The sequence below is a fragment of the Nocardia stercoris genome, from assembly GCF_003696265.1.
In the GTDB taxonomy this organism is placed as follows: domain Bacteria; phylum Actinomycetota; class Actinomycetes; order Mycobacteriales; family Mycobacteriaceae; genus Nocardia; species Nocardia stercoris.
In genome coordinates, this window is sequence record NZ_RFFH01000007.1 from 324,981 (window position 1) to 345,264 (window position 20,284).

Below are 20,284 nucleotides of genomic sequence, written 5' to 3' on the forward strand. Positions count from 1 at the left end.
GCTCAGCTGCCGGGCCGCACCAGCCCGGTCTCGTAGGCCAGCACCACCGCCTGGACCCGGTCGCGCAGGCCCAGTTTGGTCAGTACCCGGCCGACGTGCGTCTTGACCGTCGCCTCCGAAAGAAACAGCGCCGCGGCGATTTCCGCATTCGACCGACCGGCCGCGATCTGCTCGAGCACCTGGCTCTCGCGCGCGGTCAGCACCGACAGGATCGCCGGGTCGGGCCCGGTGGCGGGCGGGTCGGCGATCAGCCGGTCGAGCAGGCGGCGGGTGACCTTCGGTGACACCACGGCATCCCCGGCGTGCACGCTGCGGATCGCGGAGATCAGATCCTCGGGCGGGGTGTCCTTGAGCAGGAACCCACTGGCCCCGGCGCGCAGCGCGGCGAGCGCGTGTTCGTCGGCGTCGAACGTGGTCATCACCAATACCTTGCTGCCGCAAGCAGATTCGAGGATCCGCCCGGTGGCGGTGACCCCGTCGACAACCGGCATCCGGACGTCCATGAGCACCACGTCGGGCCGCAACTCCTTGGCCGCGGCGACCGCGGTAGCCCCGTTGTCGGCCTCCCCCACCACCTCGACCTCGGGATGCGCGCCGAGCACCATCCGCAGGCCGGCGCGCATCAACTCCTGATCGTCGACGACGACAACGGTGATCGGCACACGTTCAGCCTACGGGCGCACCGGTTGTGGGGACTGCCGCGGTCTCACCGCCCGTCGCGGTCGACCGGGATGGTGGCGGCGACCCGCCAGCCGCTGCCGTGCGGGCCGGCCGACAGCGTGCCGCCGAGCACCGCGACCCGCTCCCGCATGCCGACCAGGCCCAGACCGCTGCCGGTGATCGCCGGGCGCGGTCCGGGCCGATCGTGGCTGCCCGGCAGATCGGTGACCTCGAGCTGGATCTCCCCGCCGCGGCGGTGCACCTTCACCCAGGCACGGGCACCGCTGCCGGCGTGCCGGACGGTATTGGTCAGCGACTCCTGCACGATCCGGTGCACGCCCAGGCTGATCTCCGGCGGCACGTCGTCCAATTCGCCGCTGAGCTCGAGTTCCACGGCCGGTCCGGCGCCGCGGGTCATGCCCACCACGCTCGCCAGTCCCGCGGTGCCGTGCTGGGGCAACAGTTCGGGCGCGTGTTCGGTGCGCAGGAGTTCGACGGTGCGGCGCAGTTCGCGCAGCGCTTCGCGGCCGGTACCGGCGATGGTGGCCAGGGCCTGTTCGGTGGTGTCGGGGTCGGTGCGCAGGGCGTAGCGGGCGCCGTCGGCCTGCACGATCATCACGCTGACCGCGTGCGCGACCACGTCGTGCAGTTCGCGGGCGATGCGGGTGCGTTCCCGGGCGACCGCCTCGTGCGCGCTGCGGTCGCGGTCGTAGTCGGCGACCGCGAGCCGGCCCGCGACCTCGGCGTCGTAGGCCAGCCGGGCACCGTTGAACTCGGCCAGCGACCAGCACAGCGCGTAGTAGGCGGCGCTGAAGCTCAGGCTCTCGCTCAACGGCTGATGCCCCAGCCGGACCGCCAGCAACAGGTCGGCGACCAGGAATCCGAGGTAGATCGCGCCCGGCCGACGGCCCTGGTAGGCGACCAGCGTGTACAGCTGGATCCCGAGCGCGAGCAGCGCGGGATGACCCTGTACCTGGCCGGTGACCGCGGCGATCAGGGTATCGGTGAACGCGAGCACCAGCAGTGCCGCGGCCGCCGTGCGCGGATACACCCGGCGCACCACGACGGGCAGCGGGATGAGCACCGACATGACCAGGTAGACGGCCGGATTCGGGTGGTGCCGCACCGCGGGCACGTCGAGCGCCAGCAGCAGCGCCGCCAGCATCGCGTCGGCGATGAGCGGTTCGGTTCGCAACCACAGGCTGAAACGACGCACGCGCTGAGCCTAGGCGCAGCGCCGGTCGGGGGCCCGACGGGTCAGCCGGCCTGCATCACGGTCGGGCGGTCGGCGGTCAGGAAGGGGGCCAGCACCCTGGTGGTGGTCTCCTGGATGCGGTGGTGCAGCCGTTCGGCGTCCTCGACCGGCGGGCGGCCCTGGAACAGCACGGTGAGCGCGCCGGAGACGGCCCCGACGACCGCGCCGACCAGGGCGGCGGCGCCCACCTCGTCCAGCTCGTCGGGGAACGCGGCCCGCAACTGGCGCGCTATCTCCTGCTGGGCGGCGAGCTGGGCGTGTGCGGCGCGGCCCGAGACGGCGGGCACGGTCCGCGACACCTGGGCGCGCAGCACCGCGATGCGGGCGGTCAGGTCGTCGCCGAGCGTATTGCCCGGGTCGTTGTCACCGGCGGCGCGCAGGGCGCGCAACAGCACCTCGACCGGCCGTTCGTCGGGGCGGCGGGTGGCGATGGCGTGGACGGCCGCGGTGACCCGTTCGTCGGGTTGCGGGAAGAGCAGTTCCTCTTTGCTCTCGAAGTAGTTGAAGAAGGTGCGGGTGCCCACTTCGGCGGCGGCGGCGATGTCGGACACCGTCGCGGCGTCGTAGCCGCGTGCCTCGAAGAGATCGACGGCGGCCTCGAGCAGGGCACGGCGGGTGCGTTCGCGTTTGCGGTCACGCAGAGCGGAGGGCGGCACGCGGGCAGAGGCTACGCCATCGCCGCCGGGTCGTCGCACACCTCTCGGCGTTTCCGGTGCGCCGCCTGCCGTTTCCGGTGCGCGCGTGCCCGTTTCGCGATGGTTGCCCCGGATTTCGCTGCGCCCGCTGCAGATCTGCGATCGATGCCGGTGTGCGGCTGTTGCCGGATTTCCGCGGTCCGACCGGGGCTCGGCTGCGGGCCGGTTGAATTCGCAACCGGGCGCGGATTAGCGTGGGACCGGTGACCACCGCAACCCGGTTAGTGGACGAGGAGTTCCGCGCGCTGCCCCTGGCAGCGCTCGCCGAAGCCGCGCTGTCCGCGGCACGCGCCGCCGGCGCCGACCATGCCGATCTGCGCGTGCACCGGCTGCAGACCCAGTCCATCCGGCTGCGCGACGGGCGAGTCGAGGGCATCGAGAACTCCACCGACCTGGGCTTCGCGGTGCGGGTGATCGTGGACGGCACCTGGGGCTTCGCCTCGCACGCGCAACTGTCCACCGCCACCGCCGCCGAGACGGCCCGCCGGGCCGTGGCAGTCGCTGCCGCCTTGCGCGGACTGAATCGCGAGCATGTCCAGCTCGCGGTCGAACCGGTGTATCCCGACGCGCAGTGGGTGTCGCAGTACGAGGTCGACCCGTTCACGGTGCCCACCGCCGACAAAGTGGCACTGCTGCAGGACTATTCGGGCCGGCTCGCGGCCGCCGACGGCGTCGATCACGTGACGGCATCGGTGCTGCAGGTCAAGGAGCAGACCTACTACGCCGACACCGCGGGGTCGGCTATCACCCAGCAGCGGGTGCGGCTGCATCCGCAACTGGAGGCGATCACCGTCGACTCCGCGGCGGGCAGTTTCGAGACCATGCGCACCCTGGCCGCACCGGCGGGCCGCGGGTGGGAGTACGTGACCGGCGCCGACGGCCAGTGGGACTGGACCGGTGAACTGGCCGCGATCCCCGAGTGGCTGGCGGAGAAGGTGAAGGCGCCCTCGGTCACCCCGGGCCCCACCGATCTGGTGATCGACCCGACGAACCTGTGGCTCACCATCCACGAGTCGATCGGCCACGCCACCGAGTACGACCGCGCGATCGGCTACGAATCCGCCTATGCGGGAACCTCTTTCGCCACTCCCGACCAGCTGGGCACACTGCGCTACGGCACTCCGATCATGCACGTCACCGGTGACCGCACCGAACCGTTCGGCCTGGCCACCACCGGCTTCGACGACGACGGTGTCGCCGGTCAGCGCTGGGATCTGGTGCGTGACGGCACCCTGGTGGGCTATCAGCTGGACCGGGTGTTCGCGCCCCGGCTCGGCCTGGACCGGTCCAACGGCTGCTCATATGCCGACTCCCCGCACCACGTTCCGATCCAGCGGATGGCCAATGTGTCGCTGCAACCGGATCCGTCGCGCGACACCACCACCGCGGAGCTGATCTCGCGGGTGGACGACGGCCTGTACATCGTGGGCGACAAGTCGTGGTCGATCGATATGCAGCGCTACAACTTCCAGTTCACCGGCCAGCGCTTCTTCCGGATCCGCAACGGGCGGCTCGACGGTCAGGTGCGCGACGTCGCCTACCAGGCCACAACCACCGATTTCTGGGGTGCGATGGAAGCGGTCGGCGGACCGTCCACCCGGGTGCTGGGTGGCGCGTTCAACTGCGGTAAGGCCCAGCCGGGCCAGGTCGCCGCGGTCAGCCACGGCTGCCCGTCTGTGCTGGTGCGCGGCATCAACGTCCTCAACACCCGGCAGGAGGGCCAGTGAACGAGCAGATGCCGGCCGGCGGCGAACTGGTCGAGCGCGTCCTGGCGGCGGCCCGGGCCGCCGACACCGTCGTGCTGGTCACCGACAAGCACGAGGCCTCGCTGCGGTGGGCCGGTAATTCCATGACCACCAACGGTTCCTCGATCTCGCGTGAGTGGTCGGTGGTGTCGATCCTGCGCGACGGCGCGGCCGCGCGGGTCGGCAGCGTCACCTCCAGCAGCGTCGACCCGGACGACATCGTCGCGGTGGTGCGGGCGGCGGAGGAGGCCGCGCGGACCGCGCAGCCCGCTGCCGACGCCATGCCTCTGCTCGAGCCCGCTCCGGCCGCCGATCAGCCGTGGACGGCCGCGGCGGCGACCACGGGGATCGAGGTGTTCGCCGACCTGGCCCGCGATCTGTCGGCCGGTTTCGACGGCGCCGACCGGCTCTACGGGTTCGCTCACCACGAGGTGCACACCCAGTGGCTGGGTACGTCCACCGGCGTGCGGCGGCGCTGGACGCAGCCGACCGGCTCGGTGGAGATCAACGGGAAGCGGGACGCCGGCGGCGATCCGGCCAGCGCCTGGGTCGGTGCGGGCACCACCGATTTCTCCGATGTCGCGGTGCCCGCGCTGCTGGGCGAGCTGGACCGGCGGCTGGGCTGGCACACTCGCCGGGTGCAGTTGCCGGCCGGCCGTTACGACACCGTGCTGCCGCCGTCGGCGGTGGCCGACCTGCTGATCTACCTGGTGTGGACGATGACCGGGCGCGGCGCCCAGGAGGGCCACACCGCGCTGTCGGCGCCCGGCGGTACCCGGGTCGGTGAGCGCCTCACCGACCTGCCGTTGACGCTGTACTCCGATCCGGGCGCGAAGGGCCTCGAGTACCGGCCGTTCGTGGCGGCGACCGCCTCGTCGGAGTCGGTGTCGGTGTTCGACAACGGCCTGCCCGCCGCGCGCACCGACTGGGTGCGCGAGGGCGTGATCGAGAACCTGGTCTATCCGCGGGCCACGGCCGCGGAGTTCGGCGCCCCGGTCACCACGCCCGGCGATAATCTGCTGCTCGACGGCGGTTCCGAGGCCTCGATCGACGATCTGGTCGCCGGCACCGAGCGCGGACTGCTGCTCACCTGCCTCTGGTATATCCGGGAGGTCGATCCCGCGACGCTACTGCTCACCGGGCTCACCCGCGACGGGGTCTACCTGATCGAGGACGGCGCGGTCACCGCGGCGGTCAACAACTTCCGGTTCAACGAGAGCCCGCTGGATCTGCTGCGCCGCGTCACGCACGCGGGTGCCACCGAGCACACGCTCCCGCGGGAATGGAAGGACTGGTTCACCCGCGCGGCGATGCCACCGATCCGGATCCCGGACTTCCACATGAGTTCGGTCAGCCAGGCGACCTGACCACTCGCGGGCCGACTGTCGGCGGTCTCGGTGTCACCGCCTGCCCGCGCACGCCCACACGGTGCGTGCGGTTGTCGGCAACGGCGTTCGCCGATCTAGGCCCCGGCTAGCGGCAACTCGATATAGGCGAGCGACGATGCGCTTGCCTGGTAGAAGGCGCCCGCGTCGGCGACCCCGGGACCGCCTCCGGTCTCGTCATGGTTGCCGCACTCGTCCACGGGCGCGTTGGCGTCGTTGCAGTCGGTACCGGCGCTGTTGTCGTCACTGCAGCTGTCGTTGTCGCAGTGCGGCGGGACCGGCACCGGCGGTGGCACGGCGGCGTGACCGGTCTGCGCCCAGATCCCGGCCTGTGACACTCCGGGTGTCGCGCTACCCGCAGCGGCCACCGTCGCGGGAATCGCCAGCACGAGACCGGCCAGGACCGCCGCCGTACCCAGGCGGCGAGCATTACTCGGATGAATCGCGTCAGTCACCGTCTATGCCTTTCCGGCGAGAACAATGAATCGATCGCATCTCCCGAAACTTCGTCCAGGACATACCGCGCGGAATCACTACACAACGAATCCTACCGGCGTAACAACGGGCGGAGTCGGTGCTCCCGCCCAGTGCAACCAGAACGTGCCTTCTCGTCGGCCGCACAGGATCCGGGCCGAACAGCCGATATGATCCACTACCTGGGACAGCCGCCGCTGCAGTGCGGCCGACTCCGCAGCGCCCGGGCCGCCGAGGCCGGAGACACTCGATCGGTGAGCGGCGATACCGAGTTCGTTGTGGACGATCGTCACGAGTTCTGCCGAGCGCGAAGGAACCGCAGCCCATGAAATGTGTGGTGTTCGGAGCCACGGGCTATATCGGCGGGCGTCTGGTGCCCGCCCTGTTGGCGGCGGGCCACGAGGTGCGCGTACTGGCCCGTACCCCCGACAAACTGGACGAAGTCCCGTGGCGGAGTGAAATCGAGGTGCTCGTCGGTGACGTCACCGACGAGAGCAGCGTCGCGGCGGCGGTCGCGGGCCGGCAAGTGCTCTATTACCTGGTGCATTCGCTGACCCGACGCGATTTCACGCAGATCGACCAGCAGGCTGCCGCGACAGTAGCGGCCGCCGCGCGGGCCGCGGGGGTGTCGCGGATCGTGTATCTCGGCGGCATCGTTCCCGAGCGGCAGCTGCTCTCGAAGCACCTGGCCTCCAGGGCGGAAGTGGGCGAAATATTCCGCAGCTCGGGAGTGCCGACGGCCGAGCTGCGGGCCGCGGTGATCATCGGCTCGGGCTCGGCCAGCTTCGAGATGCTGCGCTATCTCTCCGAGCGGCTGCCGGCGATGGTCACACCCCGCTGGGTGCAGAACCGCATCCAGCCGATCGCGGTGCGTGACGTCCTCCACTATCTGGTGCGGGCGGCGGAGCTGCCGCGGGAAGTCAACCGCGCGTTCGATATCGGCGGGCCGGATGTGTTCACGTACCTGACGATGATGCACAGGTACGCGGCCGTCGCCGGACTTCCGCGCCGGCTGATGTTTCCGGTGCCGGTGCTGACCCCGTGGCTGTCCGCGCAATGGGTCGACCTGGTGACGCCGGTCCCGCGCGCCCTTGCGGTCCCGTTGATCGAGTCCCTGGTCAACGAGGTCGTCTGCCACGACCACGACATAGCCGGCTACATCGACGACCCGGACGGCGGACTCACCCCCTATGAGCGGTCGGTCGAACTCGCGTTGAGCCGCATCCGCAATTCGGAGGTGTCCACCCGCTGGTCGGACGCAAGCCACGGCGTCGCGCCGTCCGATCCGCTACCCACCGACCCGGACTGGTCGGGCGGCTCGCTCTACGAGGATCATCGAGAGCGTCACACCCATGCCGCCCCGGAGACCGTGTGGCGCATCATCGAGGCCATCGGCGGCGAGAACGGCTGGTACTCGTTCCCGCTCGCGTGGTCGGTGCGCGGCTGGATCGACCGGCTCTCCGGCGGCGTCGGGTTGCGCCGGGGGCGCAAGGACACCCACCGCCTCCACCCGGGCGAGGCCCTGGACTGGTGGCGGGTCGAACATATCGACCGGCCGCGCCTGCTGCGGCTGCGCGCCGAGATGCGGTTGCCCGGCCTGGCTTGGCTGGAACTGGCCGTCGAACCCGACGGCGACGGTGGCGCCACCTACCGCCAGCGCGCGATCTTCCAGCCCCGGGGGCTGGCCGGACACATCTACTGGAAGGCCATATCCCCGTTCCACGACATCGTTTTCGGTGGCATGGTCAGAAACATCACCGGAACCGCCGAGCGCGATGAACAGGTGCCTTCGAACCGCTGACGACCGGCTGGTGCTGTAGTGACGGACACAGCCCAGCCGCCGTTTCCCCGGACGATGCGAGACCGGCGTCAGCAGGCGCTCAGGACGCAGGGCAACGCACCGCTGCCGGAGCCGGTGGTGGTCGGCGTGGTCGTGGGGCCCGGTCCGGCGCCGAACGCGTCGGTGATCGGGGTCGCGGCGGCAGCGGAACCGTTGTGCGGCAGGCCGTACATGTCCTCGAGGGTGCGCAGCACCGAGAAGTGGTTGATCCGCTCGGGGTAGTTGCCGGTGGTGACGCCGGCGCCGTAGAAGATCGTCGGGATCTGGTTGGCCGCGCTGATGTCGTCCTCGTCGAATGTCACGATCAGCAGGCTGTTGTGGGTCTTGGCCCACTGGGCGTACGCGTCGAGGTGGTTCTTGGCCCAGGTGTCACCGGTCGAGACGCTGCAGTCGTGCATGTCGTTGCAGATGTCGGGCACCACGAACGACACGGTCGGCAGGGTGGTGAAATCCGCGGCGGGCCCCTGCGGGAACGCGGCGAACGTCCGGTTCGACGCGGCGGGGACATTGTCGAAATTCACCCAGGGATTGTGCTTGCGGTAGTAGGTGCCGCTGGAGCAGCCGGTGTACCCGTCCGACGGCATCGCCTCGGAATATCCGGTGAACGTCTTCCCGGCGCCGATGAGGTCGGAACCCAGGTTCGCCACACCGGTGAAACTCTGTGGGCAATTGTCGCTGGTGACACCTTGATTCGATCCCGAGAACAGGTCGAGATAGTTCGGCTGGCTCGGATGCTCGATCGCGAACGATTGCGTGAAATTCGCCCCGGCGGCGGCGAGACCGCTCAGATACGGCGCGGCCGCCGCACCGCCCGATCCGGAGATCGGCACGGCGGATCCGGTGGCCGAACCGCCGACGACCTCGGAGTAGCTGTGGTTCTCGAAGACGGCGACCACGACGTGGTCGTAGGCGGGCGGGGTGACGGCCGCCGCTTTCTCGGTCGCCCCCAGGCCGAGCAGGGCGCCGGCGGCGAGCGCCACGGAGGCGGCGCACACCGCCGCCCGCCGCGCGAACGTGGTCGAATTCATGAGCTGTCCTCGCCGATCGGTGAAAGTCGGTCGCAAATCGTGCAATACGATAAGCACCGTTCACTCACCCCGGCCGTCGATCGGGACAATTCGACCTACAGTTCCTCGTTGTCACCCGTCCGCGAACGAAAGTTTCGCCCGATCAGGTTGCGCCGGAACCTATTTCGCCTACCGGATACCGGTCACCGAGTGGCGGCGTGCATCTCCCAGATCAGGACCTCGGCCGGCGCGGTCGCGGTGATCCGCTGCCCGCCGATTCCGGTGAGCCGCACCGCGTCGCCCTGCGCCAGCGCGCCCTGCCCTTCGAAGTCGACGCTGCCGGTCGCCACGTAGACGTGCCCGTACGGCGCGTCCGGGACGGTGACCGAGCGGCCCGGATCCAGCCGTGCCACGTGCAGTGCCGCGAACCGGTTGCCGATCGTGACGGCCGCGTCGTCGCGATCCCGGGGCATACCGGAAGCCACCGTCACCAGCGCGTTGCCGGCCAGTGGGGTGCTGATGTCGAGATCCTGGTAGCTGGGCGCCACCCCGGTCTCGTCCGGAGGTATCCACATCTGGACGACCCGCAGCCGCTGGGTCTCGCGGCGCCCGGCGCCGTTGCGCTCGGAGTGCAGGATGCCGGTGCCCGCGCTCATCCGTTGGGCCAGACCGGGATACACGACACCGGAGTGACCTTCGGAGTCCTTGTGCACCACGGATCCCTCGAGCACCCAGGTCACGATCTCCATGTCCCGGTGCTGGTGACTGTCGAACCCCTCCCCCGGGTCGACGATGTCGTCGTTGTGCACCAGCAGCAGCCCGTGCGCGTGCGCGGCCAGGTCGAAGTTGCCGGTGAACGGGAACGACTGCCGCGAGTCCAGCCACTCGTTGCGCCAGTCGTACCGCTGGTCGCCGCGGATCACCCGCACCTGCGCCGCAAGCTGTGCCACGATTCGCTCCCTCGACTGTCCGATCATGTATACGAACAGGGTGGGCGCGCCGGTATTCCCGGCCGTGCGTTCGGCTGGGCGGCGCCGGTCAGGCTTTCTTCCGGCGCACCAGATCCTTGGCGTCCGGCGTGACGGGATCGACGATGTCGTCGAAGTCGTGGTGCTTGTCGAGATAGCCGTGCACGAACGGGCAGATCGGCACGATGCGCTTCCCGGCGGCTGCCGTCTCGCGCAATGCCGCCTCGACGAGCCGCCCGGCCAGCCCACGTCCGGCGAATCGCTGATCGACCTCGGTGTGGTAGAAGATCCGCTGCACGCCGGCGTCGAGGTATTCGGTGAATCCGGCCTGCTCGCCGTCGACCCGGATCTCGAAGCGACCGGCGGCGACGGCGTTCACGACCGTGATCGTCGGCTCGGGGGCAGCGGAATCGTTCATCGGTGCGTTCTCCTGATTCGGGTCCGAAAGGCCGGGGCTCCGATGCTATCCGGCGAACCTGCCGTCGTCGTCCACCGTGCGCTGCGCTGTTCCGTGTGCCGCTGGGGCTCCCGTGGGTAACGGCGACCACCGAACGGAACCCGCTGATCGTGCGGGTTCCGTTCGGATGCGGTCAGATTCGCGCGAGTTCGAGCGCCGGGTTCACCGGGGCGTCGAAATCGACGGTGTAGCACTGTTCCCGGGTCATCGTCTCCTCGAGCTTCATCAGTTTGGCGAACGCCGGCATCATGACCGGCATCACCCGGCGCAGCACCGGGCCCATCGTCTTGGTGCTGTTGATCTTGGCGCCGCGGGCGGCGATCCGCTCCACTCGCGGGCGCCGGATGGCCTCGTAGGTGGCGAACGCGGTGCCGAGGTCGTCGAAGTCGCGCAGGCAGCGGGCAAGTTGCAGGGCGGATTCGATGGCCAGCGACGCACCCTGGCCGGTGCTGTTGGACGGCGCGTGGACCGCGTCGCCGACCAGCACCAGCCGGTCGCGATACCAGTGCGGGACCGGCGGCATGATGTGGATCGCACCCACGACTTCCAGGTCCGCAGGAGTGGTGTTGCGAGCCAGTTCCCCGCCCGGGGTGTCCGGGCCGTAGACGTCGCGGAGGGTGGCCAGCCACTGCTCGTTCGGCACCGCGCGGGCGTCCGCCAGCGACAGATACTCCTTGCTCGGCAGGTTGGCGCCCCAGCCGACGCGCCCGTCGGGCATCGACCAGTACAGGTAGTAGGCGTTGCGGCCGTACGCGAACACCATCGTCTCGGCCGGAACCGGCACCGAGACGGTGGTGTACGCGCCGAAACCGAGCATGCCGGTGTAGCCGGCGGGCGGGGCCTCGGGGTCGATGAGGGTGCGCACCAGCGACTTGATGCCGTCGGCGCCGATCAGCACGTCGCCGTCGGCGGTGCTGCCGTCGGCGAAGCGCGCGGTGACGCCGCTGGGATGCTCATCGACGCCGACCAGCCGTTTGCCGTAGGTGAACTCGACTCCGGCGGAGACGGCGTGGTCGTGCAGGGCGAGGTGCAGATCGCTGCGGTCGACCTGTTGCAGCGGTTCCACACCGGGCAGGCTGGGCAGCGGAACATCCTTGTGGCCCAAGGCCATCACGGTGTGGCGCATCGGGTTGGCGACTCGGCGCACGGCGTCACCGGCGCCGATGACGTCGAGTGCGGCCAGGCCGTTGGGCGCGAAGCCGAGGGTGGATCCGATGCCGGAGGCGGGGCCGGGATAGGCCTCGAAGACGCGGGCGTCGATTCCCACCTTGCGCAGGGCGGTGGCGGCCACCGGGCCGGCGATGCCGCCGCCGACGACCAGAGCGGTACGAATGGACATGGGTGACTCCTGACGGGTCGGTTCGGAACCGAACCGGCCCACCCGCAGTGCGCCCGGTTATCCTCGAGTTGCCACGCTCGGTCCGGGTTCGCCTGCCGGCGGATGCGGTTCGGGAGGTGAATCATCGGGCTCGGCGCGGTGTTGCCGCACCCGCCGAGTCCGGTGGTGGTTTCGGGCCCGATCACTGCGGGCCCCGTCGCGGTTCAGGCCTGCAGATCCCCTCCTTCGATGTGGGCGGCCACGGCCGCCGGGTCGAATCCGGCCGCGTGCATGGCGCGCCAGAGGTCGACGCCGGGGAAGGTGCCGTCCACCAGTTCCGCGCGCAGGGCACGGGTCCAGCGGGCTTCCGCCTCGAGCATGGCCACCCGGAATTCGGACTCGATCAGGAACAGCCGCGGCACCGAGGCGCCCACGACGCGGAGTTCGGTACGGCCGCTGTCGATTTCGCGTTCCAGCTGCTCGATCCGGGTGCCGAGCAGCGCGATCACCTCGTCGGGCGGCAGCAGGCCCAGGACGGACAGCCCGGCCACGAAGCGGTGGTGTTCGGGTTCGGTGTTCGCGATCAGCTCGCGGGTCCAGTCGGTGAGCTCGGCCCGGCCCGGGTCGGTGATCCGATAGATGGTGCGTTCGGGCCGGGCCCCGTCGCGCTCGCTGCCGACGATCTCGAGAAATCCGTGTTTCTCGAGGTTCTGCACCACGGTGTACAGCGATCCCCATTTGATGTCCATGTCGCGGTCCTTGCCGCGCTCGCGCAGCGTGGACGCGATCTCGTACCGGTGCATCGGCCGCTCGTACAGCGTCGCCAGCACGGCAAGGGCCAGGAGATTGCCGACCTTCCGCTTCTTCGCCACCGCCCGCCTCCTTACTCGTCTACGAATATACGCCCACGAGTATTTGTCGCCAAGCGGTCGGCTCGGTCCCCCGGTTAAGCTCTGGCCGTGGACAATCCCTTCGGCGCGGCCGGGACAGCTGAGTTCGTACTCCTCACCACCTACAAGAAGGACGGGACGGGTGTCGGCACGCCGCTGTGGGCGGTGCTCGACGGCGGCAAGCTCTACGCCTGGACGCCGACCGACAGCTGGAAGGTCAAGCGGCTGCGGCGCAATCCGGCCGTCACCGTGCAGCCCTGCGACCGGTCGGGCAAGCCGCTGGCCGGGGACGTGGTCAGCGGGACCGCACAGGTCATGGACGGGCCGGGCACCGAGCGCGTGCGCGGGCTGATCCGGCGCAAATATCCGATCCTGGGCACGCTGATCGTGCTGGGCAGCAAGATCCGCCGCGGCTCGAGCGGCACGGTGGGCATCGAGATCACCGCCTGAGATGACAATTCCGGCCACAGGGGTGATTCCCGGGGGCCGGCCGCGCGCCCCGGCGACAGCACCCGCCGCGATCGCTTGGATGACAGGGCATCTGTCCGACGAGCTTTCGGGAGATCTTGGGTATGGCATCGACACGCGCAGTGGTTCACGGACTCGCCGGAGCGTTCGGCGGGCTGGCCCTGGTTCTGCAGCCGATCGGACCCGCGACGGCCTCGGCCGACGCGACCGACGTGGCCTACGCGGCACCGGATCCGGACCCGTTCTACAGCACCCCCGGCAATATCGGGGACTACGAGCCCGGTGACGTGATCGACTCCCGTCCCATGCCCGCGGTGGTCTCGCTGCCGGGCATCGCGGCGACCCTGGTGAAGTTCCGGTCCAACGACTCGCACGGCAACCCGATCGCCGCCACCACCACGGTCCTCACCCCGCCCAACCACACGGCGGGCGCACCGCTGATCTCCTACCAGGCGTTCATCAATTCCCTGGGCGCCCAGTGCGCGATCTCGCACTCGATCTACAACGGCGACCCGGCCAACGGGGTCCGCGAACTGCCCACCTTCAACGTGTGGCTGCAGCGCGGCTTCACCGTCGCGCTGCCCGATCACCTCGGCCCCGACCTCGCCTACGGCGCCGCGCGGCTGGGTGGCCAGATCACCCTGGACGGCATCCGGGCCGTCCAGCGACTCCCGCAGCTCGGCCTGGCCGGCAGCCCGACGGTGATGGCCGGCTACTCCGGTGGCGGCATGACCACCGCCTGGGCCGCGGCCATGCAGCCCACCTACGCCCCCGAGCTGCACCTGGCCGGCGCGGCGATCGGTGGCGCGCCGGAGAACATGGAGGAGATGCTGCGCGGCATCGGCACCGGCCCGAACGAGGCACTCGGGCTCGCCATGGCCGCCGCGGTCGGGCTCGACCGCGAATACCCCGACCGCATGCACCTGGCCAGCGTCCTCAACCCGAACGGCCGCAGCGCCATGTCCGAGATGGCGAACGCGTGCATGGGCCAGCTGATCGCGCTGGGCGCCTGGCACAGCATCCCCGAGTACACCAGCTCCTCCCTGATCGACGACCAGGACGTGATCGGCGTGCTGCGGGACAACAGTCTCGACTTCTACGACGGGATCCCGTCCACCCCGATCTTCGAATGGCACTCCCCGTTCGACCCGCTGCTGCCGATCGACGCCATCCAGCGCACCAACGGCCGCTGGTGCGCGGCGGGGAATCCGGTGCTGTCGCTGCAACTTCCGATTCCGGAGCATCTGGTCACCTTCGCGGCCGGCTTCCCGGAGGCGATGGGGTGGATCGAGAGCCGGCTGAACGGCACGCCCGCCCCCTCCAACTGCTGAATCGGACTCCGAACCGGGCCACGTGGGTGATATCGCGCGGGATTTCTGCGCGCCACCCACGGTTTCCGCGTGGCTGTCGCTTGGATGAGCACCGCACCGATCCGCTGAAGACGCTGGGGAGTTCAACGCATGGCATTCAAGCGCACAGTTGTTCACGGTCTGGCCGGGGTGCTGGGCGGTCTCGCCCTCGCCGTGGCGCCGACGACCGTCCCGGCCACCGCCGAGGCGGTGTACCCGGCGCCCGACCCCGACCCGTTCTACTGGACACCGGGCAACATCGGCGACTACGCGCCCGGTGACGTGATCGATTCCCGGGTGCAACCGGGCATCCCGCTGCTGCCCGGTACCACGGTCACGCTGGTGAAGTTCCGCTCCAACGACTCGCACGGCAACCCGATCGCGGCCACCACCACGGTGCTGACCCCGTTCAACCACGCCGCGAACACGCCGCTGATCTCCTACCAGGCGTTCATCAACGGCCTCGGTCCGCAATGCGCGGTCTCCCACACCATCTCCGGCTACGACCCGATCAACGGCGTGCGCGAGATGCCGCTGTTCAACGTGTGGCTGGCCCGTGGCTTCGCCGTCGCGCTGCCCGACCACGAGGGCCCCCAGTTCGCGCTCGGCGCCGGCCGGCTCGGCGGTCAGATCACCCTCGACGGAGTGCGGGCCGTCCACCGGACGGGCTCATTGGGCTTGGGCGGCAGCCCGACCGTGCTGGCCGGCTACTCCGCCGGTGGGCTGGCGACCGCCTGGGCTGCCGCGTTGCAGCCCGCCTACGCACCGGACCTGCAACTGGCGGGCGCGGTGGTCGGCGGGGTTCCGGCCAACCTGGACGAGATGGTCCAGCGAGCCGGGCCCGCCGTCGACGCCGGCTTCGGCATGGCGATGGCCGCGGCGCTCGGCTTGGAACGCGAATACCCGCAGATGAACGTCTCCAGCCGGCTCACCGCGGCCGGCCGGCAGGCGGCGGCGGCGCTGACCAATGCCTGCATCGGCCAGATCCTCGCCTCCGGCCCCGGGCACACCGTGACCGAGTACGCCACCGACACCGGGATCCTCAGCGACCCGGCGATCCGGGGAGTGCTGCAGGACAACAGCGTCGAGCTGTACGGCGGCGCTCCCGCGACACCGATCTTGGAATGGCACGCGCCCAACGACGAGTTCCTGCCCGACGACGCCATCAGCAGGACCGATCAGCACTGGTGCGCGGCGGGCAATCCGGTGCTGTCCGTCCGGCCGGCCATACCGGAACACATCGCGACGTTCATCGCCGGCTTCCCGGGGATGATGGCCTGGATCGAGGCCCGCTTCGACGGTTTGCCGCCGCTGTCGAACTGCTGATCGGCGACGCGGAAACGACTGTGGCGCCCCGGTTTCCGGGGCGCCACAGTCGTGCGGCGCCCAGCTATTCCAGCTCGCCCTCGGTTTCGAGGTACACCTGGCGCAGCCGGTCCAGCGTCTCCTGCTCGGGCCGCTCCCACAGTCGGCGTTCCGCGGCCTCCAGCAGCCGCTCGGCGATGCCGTGCAGCGCCCACGGGTTGGACTGCTCCATGAACTTGCGGTTCACGTCGTCGAACACGTAACTCTCGCAGAGCTTCTCGTACATCCAGTCGGCGACCACATTGGTGGTGGCGTCGTAGCCGAACAGGTAGTCGACCGTCGCGGCCATCTCGAACGCCCCCTTGTACCCGTGCCGGCGCATGGCCTCGAGCCAGCGCGGGTTCACCACCCGCGCCCGGAACACCCGCGCGGTCTCCTCGGACAGCGTGCGGGTGCGCACGGAGTCGGGCCGGGTGGAATCACCGATGTAGGCCTCGGGATTGCGGCCGGTCAGCGCCCGGACCGCGGCCACCATGCCACCGTGGTACTGGAAGTAGTCGTCGGAGTCGGCGATGTCGTGCTCGCGGGTGTCGGTGTTCTTGGCCGCCACCGCGATTCGCCGGTACGCGGTGCGCATGTCGTCGGCGGCGGGCACCCCGTCGAGGTCGCGGCCGTAGGCGTAACCACCCCAGGTGGTGTACACCTGCGCGAGGTCGTCGTCGGTGCGCCAGGAGCGCGAATCGATGAGCTGCAGCAGGCCCGCACCGTAGGTGCCCGGCTTGGAGCCGAAGATGCGGGTGGTGGCGCGGCGCTCGTCCCCGTGCCCGGCCAGATCGCTGCGGCTGTGTGCGCGAACGTAATTCGACTCGTCGGGCTCGTCGAGGCCGGCGACCAGGCGCACCGCGTCGTCGAGCATCGCCAGCACGTGCGGGAAGGCGTCCCGGAAGAATCCGGAAATGCGCACGGTGACATCGACACGCGGGCGGCCCAGTTCGGCGAGCGGGATCGGTTCCAGGGTGGTCACCCGGCGGCTGGCCTCGTCCCAGACCGGCCGAACCCCCAGCAGCGCAAGCACTTCGGCGATATCGTCGCCCGACGTGCGCATCGCCGAGGTGCCCCACACCGACAGCCCCACCGAGCGCGGATACTCGCCGTGATCGGCGCGGTAGCGGTCGAGCAGCGAATCCGCCATCGCCTGACCGGTTTCCCACGCCAGCCGCGACGGCACCGCCTTCGGGTCGACGGAGTAGAAGTTGCGGCCGGTGGGCAGCACGTTGATCAGGCCGCGCAGGGGTGAGCCGCTCGGCCCGGCGGGGATGAACCCGCCGTCGAGGGCGTGCAGCACCCGTTCGATTTCGACCCCGGTCTGCCGCAGCCGCGGCACCACCTCGGTGGCGGCGAAACGCAGGACGGCACCGAGGGTTTCGATCCGGGCACCGTCGGCCACTCCGGCGGCCAGCAAGTCGTCGACCGCGCCGGGCGACCAGTCCGCGGCTTGCAAGGCGGCCAGCAGTCCGCGCGCCTGCTGCTCGACGGCGTCCACCCGTTCCCGCGATTCGGTCCCGGATTCGTCGAGTCCCAGCGCTTCCCGCAGCCCCGGAACCGCGATCTCGCCGCCCCACAGCTGCCGGGCGCGCAGCATGGCCAGCACCAGGTCGAGTTCGGTCTCCCCCGTCGGTGCCTGCCCGAGCACGTGGAGGCCGTCGCGGATCTGCACGTCCTTGATCTCGCACAGCCAGCCGTCGACGTGCAGGAGCATGTCGTCGAAGGACTCCTCGTCCGGGCGCTCGGCCAGGCCGAGGTCGTGGTCCATTTTGGCGGCCCGCATCAGGGTCCAGATCTGCTGGCGGATGGCCGGCAGCTTCGCGGGATCCAGGGTGGAGATATTGGCGTGCTCGTCGAGCAGCTGTTCCAGCCGGGTGATGTCGCCGTAGGTTTCGGCACGGGCCATCGGCGGGATCAGGTGGTCGACCAGGGTGGCGTGCGCGCGGCGCTTGGCCTGGGTGCCTTCGCCCGGGTCGTTGACCAGGAAGGGGTAGATGAGCGGCAGGTCGCCGAGCGCGGCGTCGGTGCCGCAGGCGGCCGACATGCCGAGGGTCTTGCCGGGCAGCCACTCCAGGTTGCCGTGCTTACCCAGGTGGACCAATGCGTCGGCGCCGAATCCGCCGTCGGCGGCGGGGGCGGACAGCCAGCGGTAGGCGGCCAGATAGTGGTGGCTGGGCGGCAGATCCGGATCGTGGTAGATCGCGACCGGGTTCTCACCGAAGCCGCGGGGCGGCTGCACCATCAGCACGATGTTGCCGAAACGCAGTGCGGCGATGACGATCTCACCGGCCGGGTCGGCTGAGCGGTCCACGTACAGCTCACCCGGCGGCGGGCCCCACGCCGCCACCACCGCGTCGCGCAGTTCGGCGGGCAGTGTGGCGAACCAGCTTTCGTAGCGGGCGGCACCGATCCGGATCGGATTGCCTTCCAGCTGTTCGGCACTGAGCCAGTCCGGGTCCTGGCCACCGGCGGCGATCAGGGCATGGATCAGGGCGTCACCGTCGGCCTCCGCCAGCCCGGGAACCTCGCCCGCGGCGCCGAGATCGTAACCGGCCGAACGCATCTCCTGGAGCAGCCGGATCGCGCTGGCCGGTGTGTCCAGGCCCACCGCGTTCCCGATCCGGGCGTGCTTTGTCGGGTACGCGGACAGCATCAGCACGATGCGCCGGTCGGCGGGCGCGATGTGCCGCAGCCGGGCGTGCCGCACGGCGATACCGGCCACGCGCGCCGCCCGCTCCGGGTCGGGGACGTAGGTGGACAGGCCGTCGGCGTCGAATTCCTTGAACGAGAACGGAACCGTGATGATGCGGCCGTCGAATTCCGGCACCGCCACCTGGGTCGCGACGTCGAGCGGGGACAGCCCGTCGTCGGATTCCGCCCACTGGTCGCGGCCGCTGGTCAGGCACAGTCCTTGCAGCACCGGCACATCCAGGTCGGCGAGGGCGCCGATGTCCCAGGACTCGTCGTCGCCACCGGCCGAGGCCGTGGCCGGGCGGGTCCCGCCGGCGGCCAGCACCGTCACCACCAGAGCGTCTGCGCCGCGCAGGGTTTCGATCAGTTCGGGTTCGGCGGCCCGCAGCGACGCGCAGTACAGCGGCAGCGGCCGCGCGCCGGCGGCCTCGATCGCGCCGCACAGCGCGTCGACGTAGGCGGTGTTGCCGGCCAGATGCTGTGCGCGGTAGTACAACACGGCCACCGTCGGTGCCCCGGCGGGCAGCGTGGCGGCGTGCGGGCGGTCCAGTTCACCCCAGTTCGGCAGGTGCACGGGCGGTTCGAAGCCGTGCCCGGTCAACAGCACGGTGTCGGACAGGAAGCGGTGCAGCTGTTCCAGATTGGGCGGACCCCCGGCCGCCAGGTAGTTGTGCGCGTCGGCGGCGACGCCCACCGGCACCGTCGAGCACTCCATCAGTTCGGCGTCGGGCGCCATCTCGCCGCCGACCGCGACCACCGGCACCCCGGCGGCCCGCAGCGTGTCGAGACCGGCCTCCCAGGCGCGCCGACCGCCGAGGATGCGCACCACCACGAGGTCGACGCCGTCGAGCAGGGCGGGCAGATCCTCGGGCAGCAACCGGGCCGGGTTGCCGAGCCGGTACCCGGCGCCGCACGCACGGGCCGACAGCAGATCGGTGTCGGAGGTGGACAGCAGCAGAATCACGAATTCGGCCTTCCTGGGTGGCGCGCCCATCGGAGTCGTCGGTGGCCGGGTGGCCGGGGCTCACCGGAAGGGTCTGACTGTCACAGTGGCGCGACCGGTCCGGAATTGCACCGGATTCCTTCGCAGGTGAGCTCAGCCGGAACCTTACGTGAGCCCGGATGATCACTGGTGACCCGGATACACCTTCTGACCTCGGGTGTACCGGGACATCGGTATCCGGCCCGGTCGGCGGAGTTTCACCTCGGTTGTGTCCGGATCACTGGGGATCACCCTCAAAACTGTCACAAAAACTGTCACAAAGACGGTCCGAGTCAGTCGGCCAGCAAACCTTCAGCAGCCCTGAGTGCACACGCGGCATGTCGACGTAGCGACACATCGAGAAATTCCGGCCGCACCAGCGGACAGCTTTCACTCAGCCAACCAATGGGGTACGCGGCGAAAGGTCGAGGGGCGTACCGGCATCGATCGTCCGGAGTCACCTCAATCGACCACTACATCACCGGGGTGCTGTATCCGCGCAGTGATCTGGAGTTGGTGCGGGTGCTGGTGGTGATCGCGGTCGTGGTGTCGTGGGCTGGGTACTGGTGGCCGGCCCGCCATTCGCACGCCGGGCGGGCCGTCCGTTAGGGGGCTGCGAATTATGTGTTTGTGCAGGCAGAAGCCCTGCTGGGGGGCGATCCCATCACCGCGGTTGCAAGCCCCGACGGGCGTGGTCCGTGGGCCGGGACCACCGCCACAGGACCCGAATTCATGCTGGGGAACCGTCGT

The 20,284-nt window shown here is 70.1% G+C and carries 17 protein-coding genes; 7 read left to right on the forward strand and 10 right to left on the reverse strand.

Going from position 1 to position 20,284, the window contains the following annotated elements:
• Positions 1 to 2: 2 nt before the first annotated feature.
• The 3 genes from EBN03_RS18890 to EBN03_RS18900 are packed head-to-tail and all read right to left on the reverse strand — an operon-like array spanning position 3 to position 2,571.
• Positions 3 to 662: a response regulator gene (locus EBN03_RS18890; protein WP_122189369.1), complete on the reverse strand. Its 660-nt coding sequence runs from the start codon at positions 660 to 662 to the stop codon at positions 3 to 5.
• A gap of 44 nt (positions 663 to 706) precedes the next feature.
• Positions 707 to 1,876, reverse strand: a complete 1,170-nt coding sequence (locus EBN03_RS18895) for a sensor histidine kinase (protein WP_233608464.1) — start codon at positions 1,874 to 1,876, stop codon at positions 707 to 709.
• A 41-nt stretch (positions 1,877 to 1,917) separates the two neighbouring features.
• Positions 1,918 to 2,571, reverse strand: coding sequence for a TetR/AcrR family transcriptional regulator (locus EBN03_RS18900; RefSeq protein ID WP_233608465.1), 654 nt, complete (start codon positions 2,569 to 2,571; stop codon positions 1,918 to 1,920).
• Positions 2,572 to 2,813: 242 nt separating this feature from the next.
• Between EBN03_RS18900 and EBN03_RS18905 the strand changes: the two genes are divergently transcribed.
• Both EBN03_RS18905 and EBN03_RS18910 read left to right on the forward strand, forming a co-directional pair.
• Positions 2,814 to 4,337, forward strand: coding sequence for a TldD/PmbA family protein (locus tag EBN03_RS18905; RefSeq protein ID WP_122189370.1), 1,524 nt, complete (start codon positions 2,814 to 2,816; stop codon positions 4,335 to 4,337).
• An 8-nt stretch (positions 4,338 to 4,345) separates the two neighbouring features.
• Complete coding sequence (locus EBN03_RS18910; RefSeq protein ID WP_122189455.1) at positions 4,346 to 5,722, forward strand: metallopeptidase TldD-related protein; 1,377 nt, start codon at positions 4,346 to 4,348, stop codon at positions 5,720 to 5,722.
• 95 nt (positions 5,723 to 5,817) lie between these two features.
• Here EBN03_RS18910 and EBN03_RS18915 read toward each other — a convergent pair whose 3' ends face one another.
• Positions 5,818 to 6,195, reverse strand: coding sequence for a hypothetical protein (locus EBN03_RS18915; RefSeq protein ID WP_122189371.1), 378 nt, complete (start codon positions 6,193 to 6,195; stop codon positions 5,818 to 5,820).
• Between the two features lie 344 nt (positions 6,196 to 6,539).
• On the opposite strand from EBN03_RS18915, the gene EBN03_RS18920 reads away from it, so the two are divergent.
• On the forward strand, positions 6,540 to 8,015 hold the full coding sequence (locus EBN03_RS18920; protein WP_122189372.1) for an SDR family oxidoreductase: 1,476 nt from the start codon (positions 6,540 to 6,542) through the stop codon (positions 8,013 to 8,015).
• A 68-nt stretch (positions 8,016 to 8,083) separates the two neighbouring features.
• On the opposite strand, the gene EBN03_RS18925 is transcribed toward EBN03_RS18920, so the two are convergent.
• From EBN03_RS18925 to EBN03_RS18945, 5 genes are all read right to left on the reverse strand, one after another.
• Positions 8,084 to 9,082, reverse strand: coding sequence for an alkaline phosphatase family protein (locus EBN03_RS18925; RefSeq protein WP_122189373.1), 999 nt, complete (start codon positions 9,080 to 9,082; stop codon positions 8,084 to 8,086).
• A 182-nt stretch (positions 9,083 to 9,264) separates the two neighbouring features.
• A complete protein-coding gene (locus EBN03_RS18930; RefSeq protein WP_199742869.1) occupies positions 9,265 to 10,011 on the reverse strand; it encodes a pirin family protein in 747 nt (248 codons plus the stop codon).
• Positions 10,012 to 10,099: 88 nt separating this feature from the next.
• The gene (locus tag EBN03_RS18935) at positions 10,100 to 10,447 is read right to left on the reverse strand and encodes a GNAT family N-acetyltransferase (protein ID WP_122189375.1); all 348 of its coding nucleotides are present in this window, start codon (positions 10,445 to 10,447) and stop codon (positions 10,100 to 10,102) included.
• A 172-nt stretch (positions 10,448 to 10,619) separates the two neighbouring features.
• A complete protein-coding gene (locus tag EBN03_RS18940; protein WP_122189376.1) occupies positions 10,620 to 11,825 on the reverse strand; it encodes an FAD-dependent monooxygenase in 1,206 nt (401 codons plus the stop codon).
• 203 nt (positions 11,826 to 12,028) lie between these two features.
• Positions 12,029 to 12,676 (reverse strand): PadR family transcriptional regulator, encoded by a 648-nt coding sequence (locus tag EBN03_RS18945; RefSeq protein ID WP_122189377.1) that lies wholly within the window; start codon positions 12,674 to 12,676, stop codon positions 12,029 to 12,031.
• A gap of 87 nt (positions 12,677 to 12,763) precedes the next feature.
• Between EBN03_RS18945 and EBN03_RS18950 the strand changes: the two genes are divergently transcribed.
• The 3 genes from EBN03_RS18950 to EBN03_RS18960 all read left to right on the forward strand — a co-directional run bounded on the left by EBN03_RS18950 (position 12,764) and on the right by EBN03_RS18960 (position 15,837).
• Positions 12,764 to 13,144, forward strand: coding sequence for a PPOX class F420-dependent oxidoreductase (locus EBN03_RS18950; RefSeq protein WP_122189378.1), 381 nt, complete (start codon positions 12,764 to 12,766; stop codon positions 13,142 to 13,144).
• Between the two features lie 122 nt (positions 13,145 to 13,266).
• A complete protein-coding gene (locus EBN03_RS18955) occupies positions 13,267 to 14,493 on the forward strand; it encodes a lipase family protein (RefSeq protein WP_122189379.1) in 1,227 nt (408 codons plus the stop codon).
• 129 nt (positions 14,494 to 14,622) lie between these two features.
• The gene (locus tag EBN03_RS18960) at positions 14,623 to 15,837 is read left to right on the forward strand and encodes a lipase family protein (protein WP_122189380.1); all 1,215 of its coding nucleotides are present in this window, start codon (positions 14,623 to 14,625) and stop codon (positions 15,835 to 15,837) included.
• Between the two features lie 64 nt (positions 15,838 to 15,901).
• Here EBN03_RS18960 and cobN read toward each other — a convergent pair whose 3' ends face one another.
• Positions 15,902 to 19,516: a cobaltochelatase subunit CobN gene (gene cobN, locus EBN03_RS18965; protein ID WP_122189456.1), complete on the reverse strand. Its 3,615-nt coding sequence runs from the start codon at positions 19,514 to 19,516 to the stop codon at positions 15,902 to 15,904.
• A 504-nt stretch (positions 19,517 to 20,020) separates the two neighbouring features.
• On the opposite strand from cobN, the gene EBN03_RS35555 reads away from it, so the two are divergent.
• The gene (locus tag EBN03_RS35555) at positions 20,021 to 20,143 is read left to right on the forward strand and encodes a hypothetical protein (RefSeq protein WP_267899297.1); all 123 of its coding nucleotides are present in this window, start codon (positions 20,021 to 20,023) and stop codon (positions 20,141 to 20,143) included.
• Positions 20,144 to 20,284: the final 141 nt, after the last annotated feature.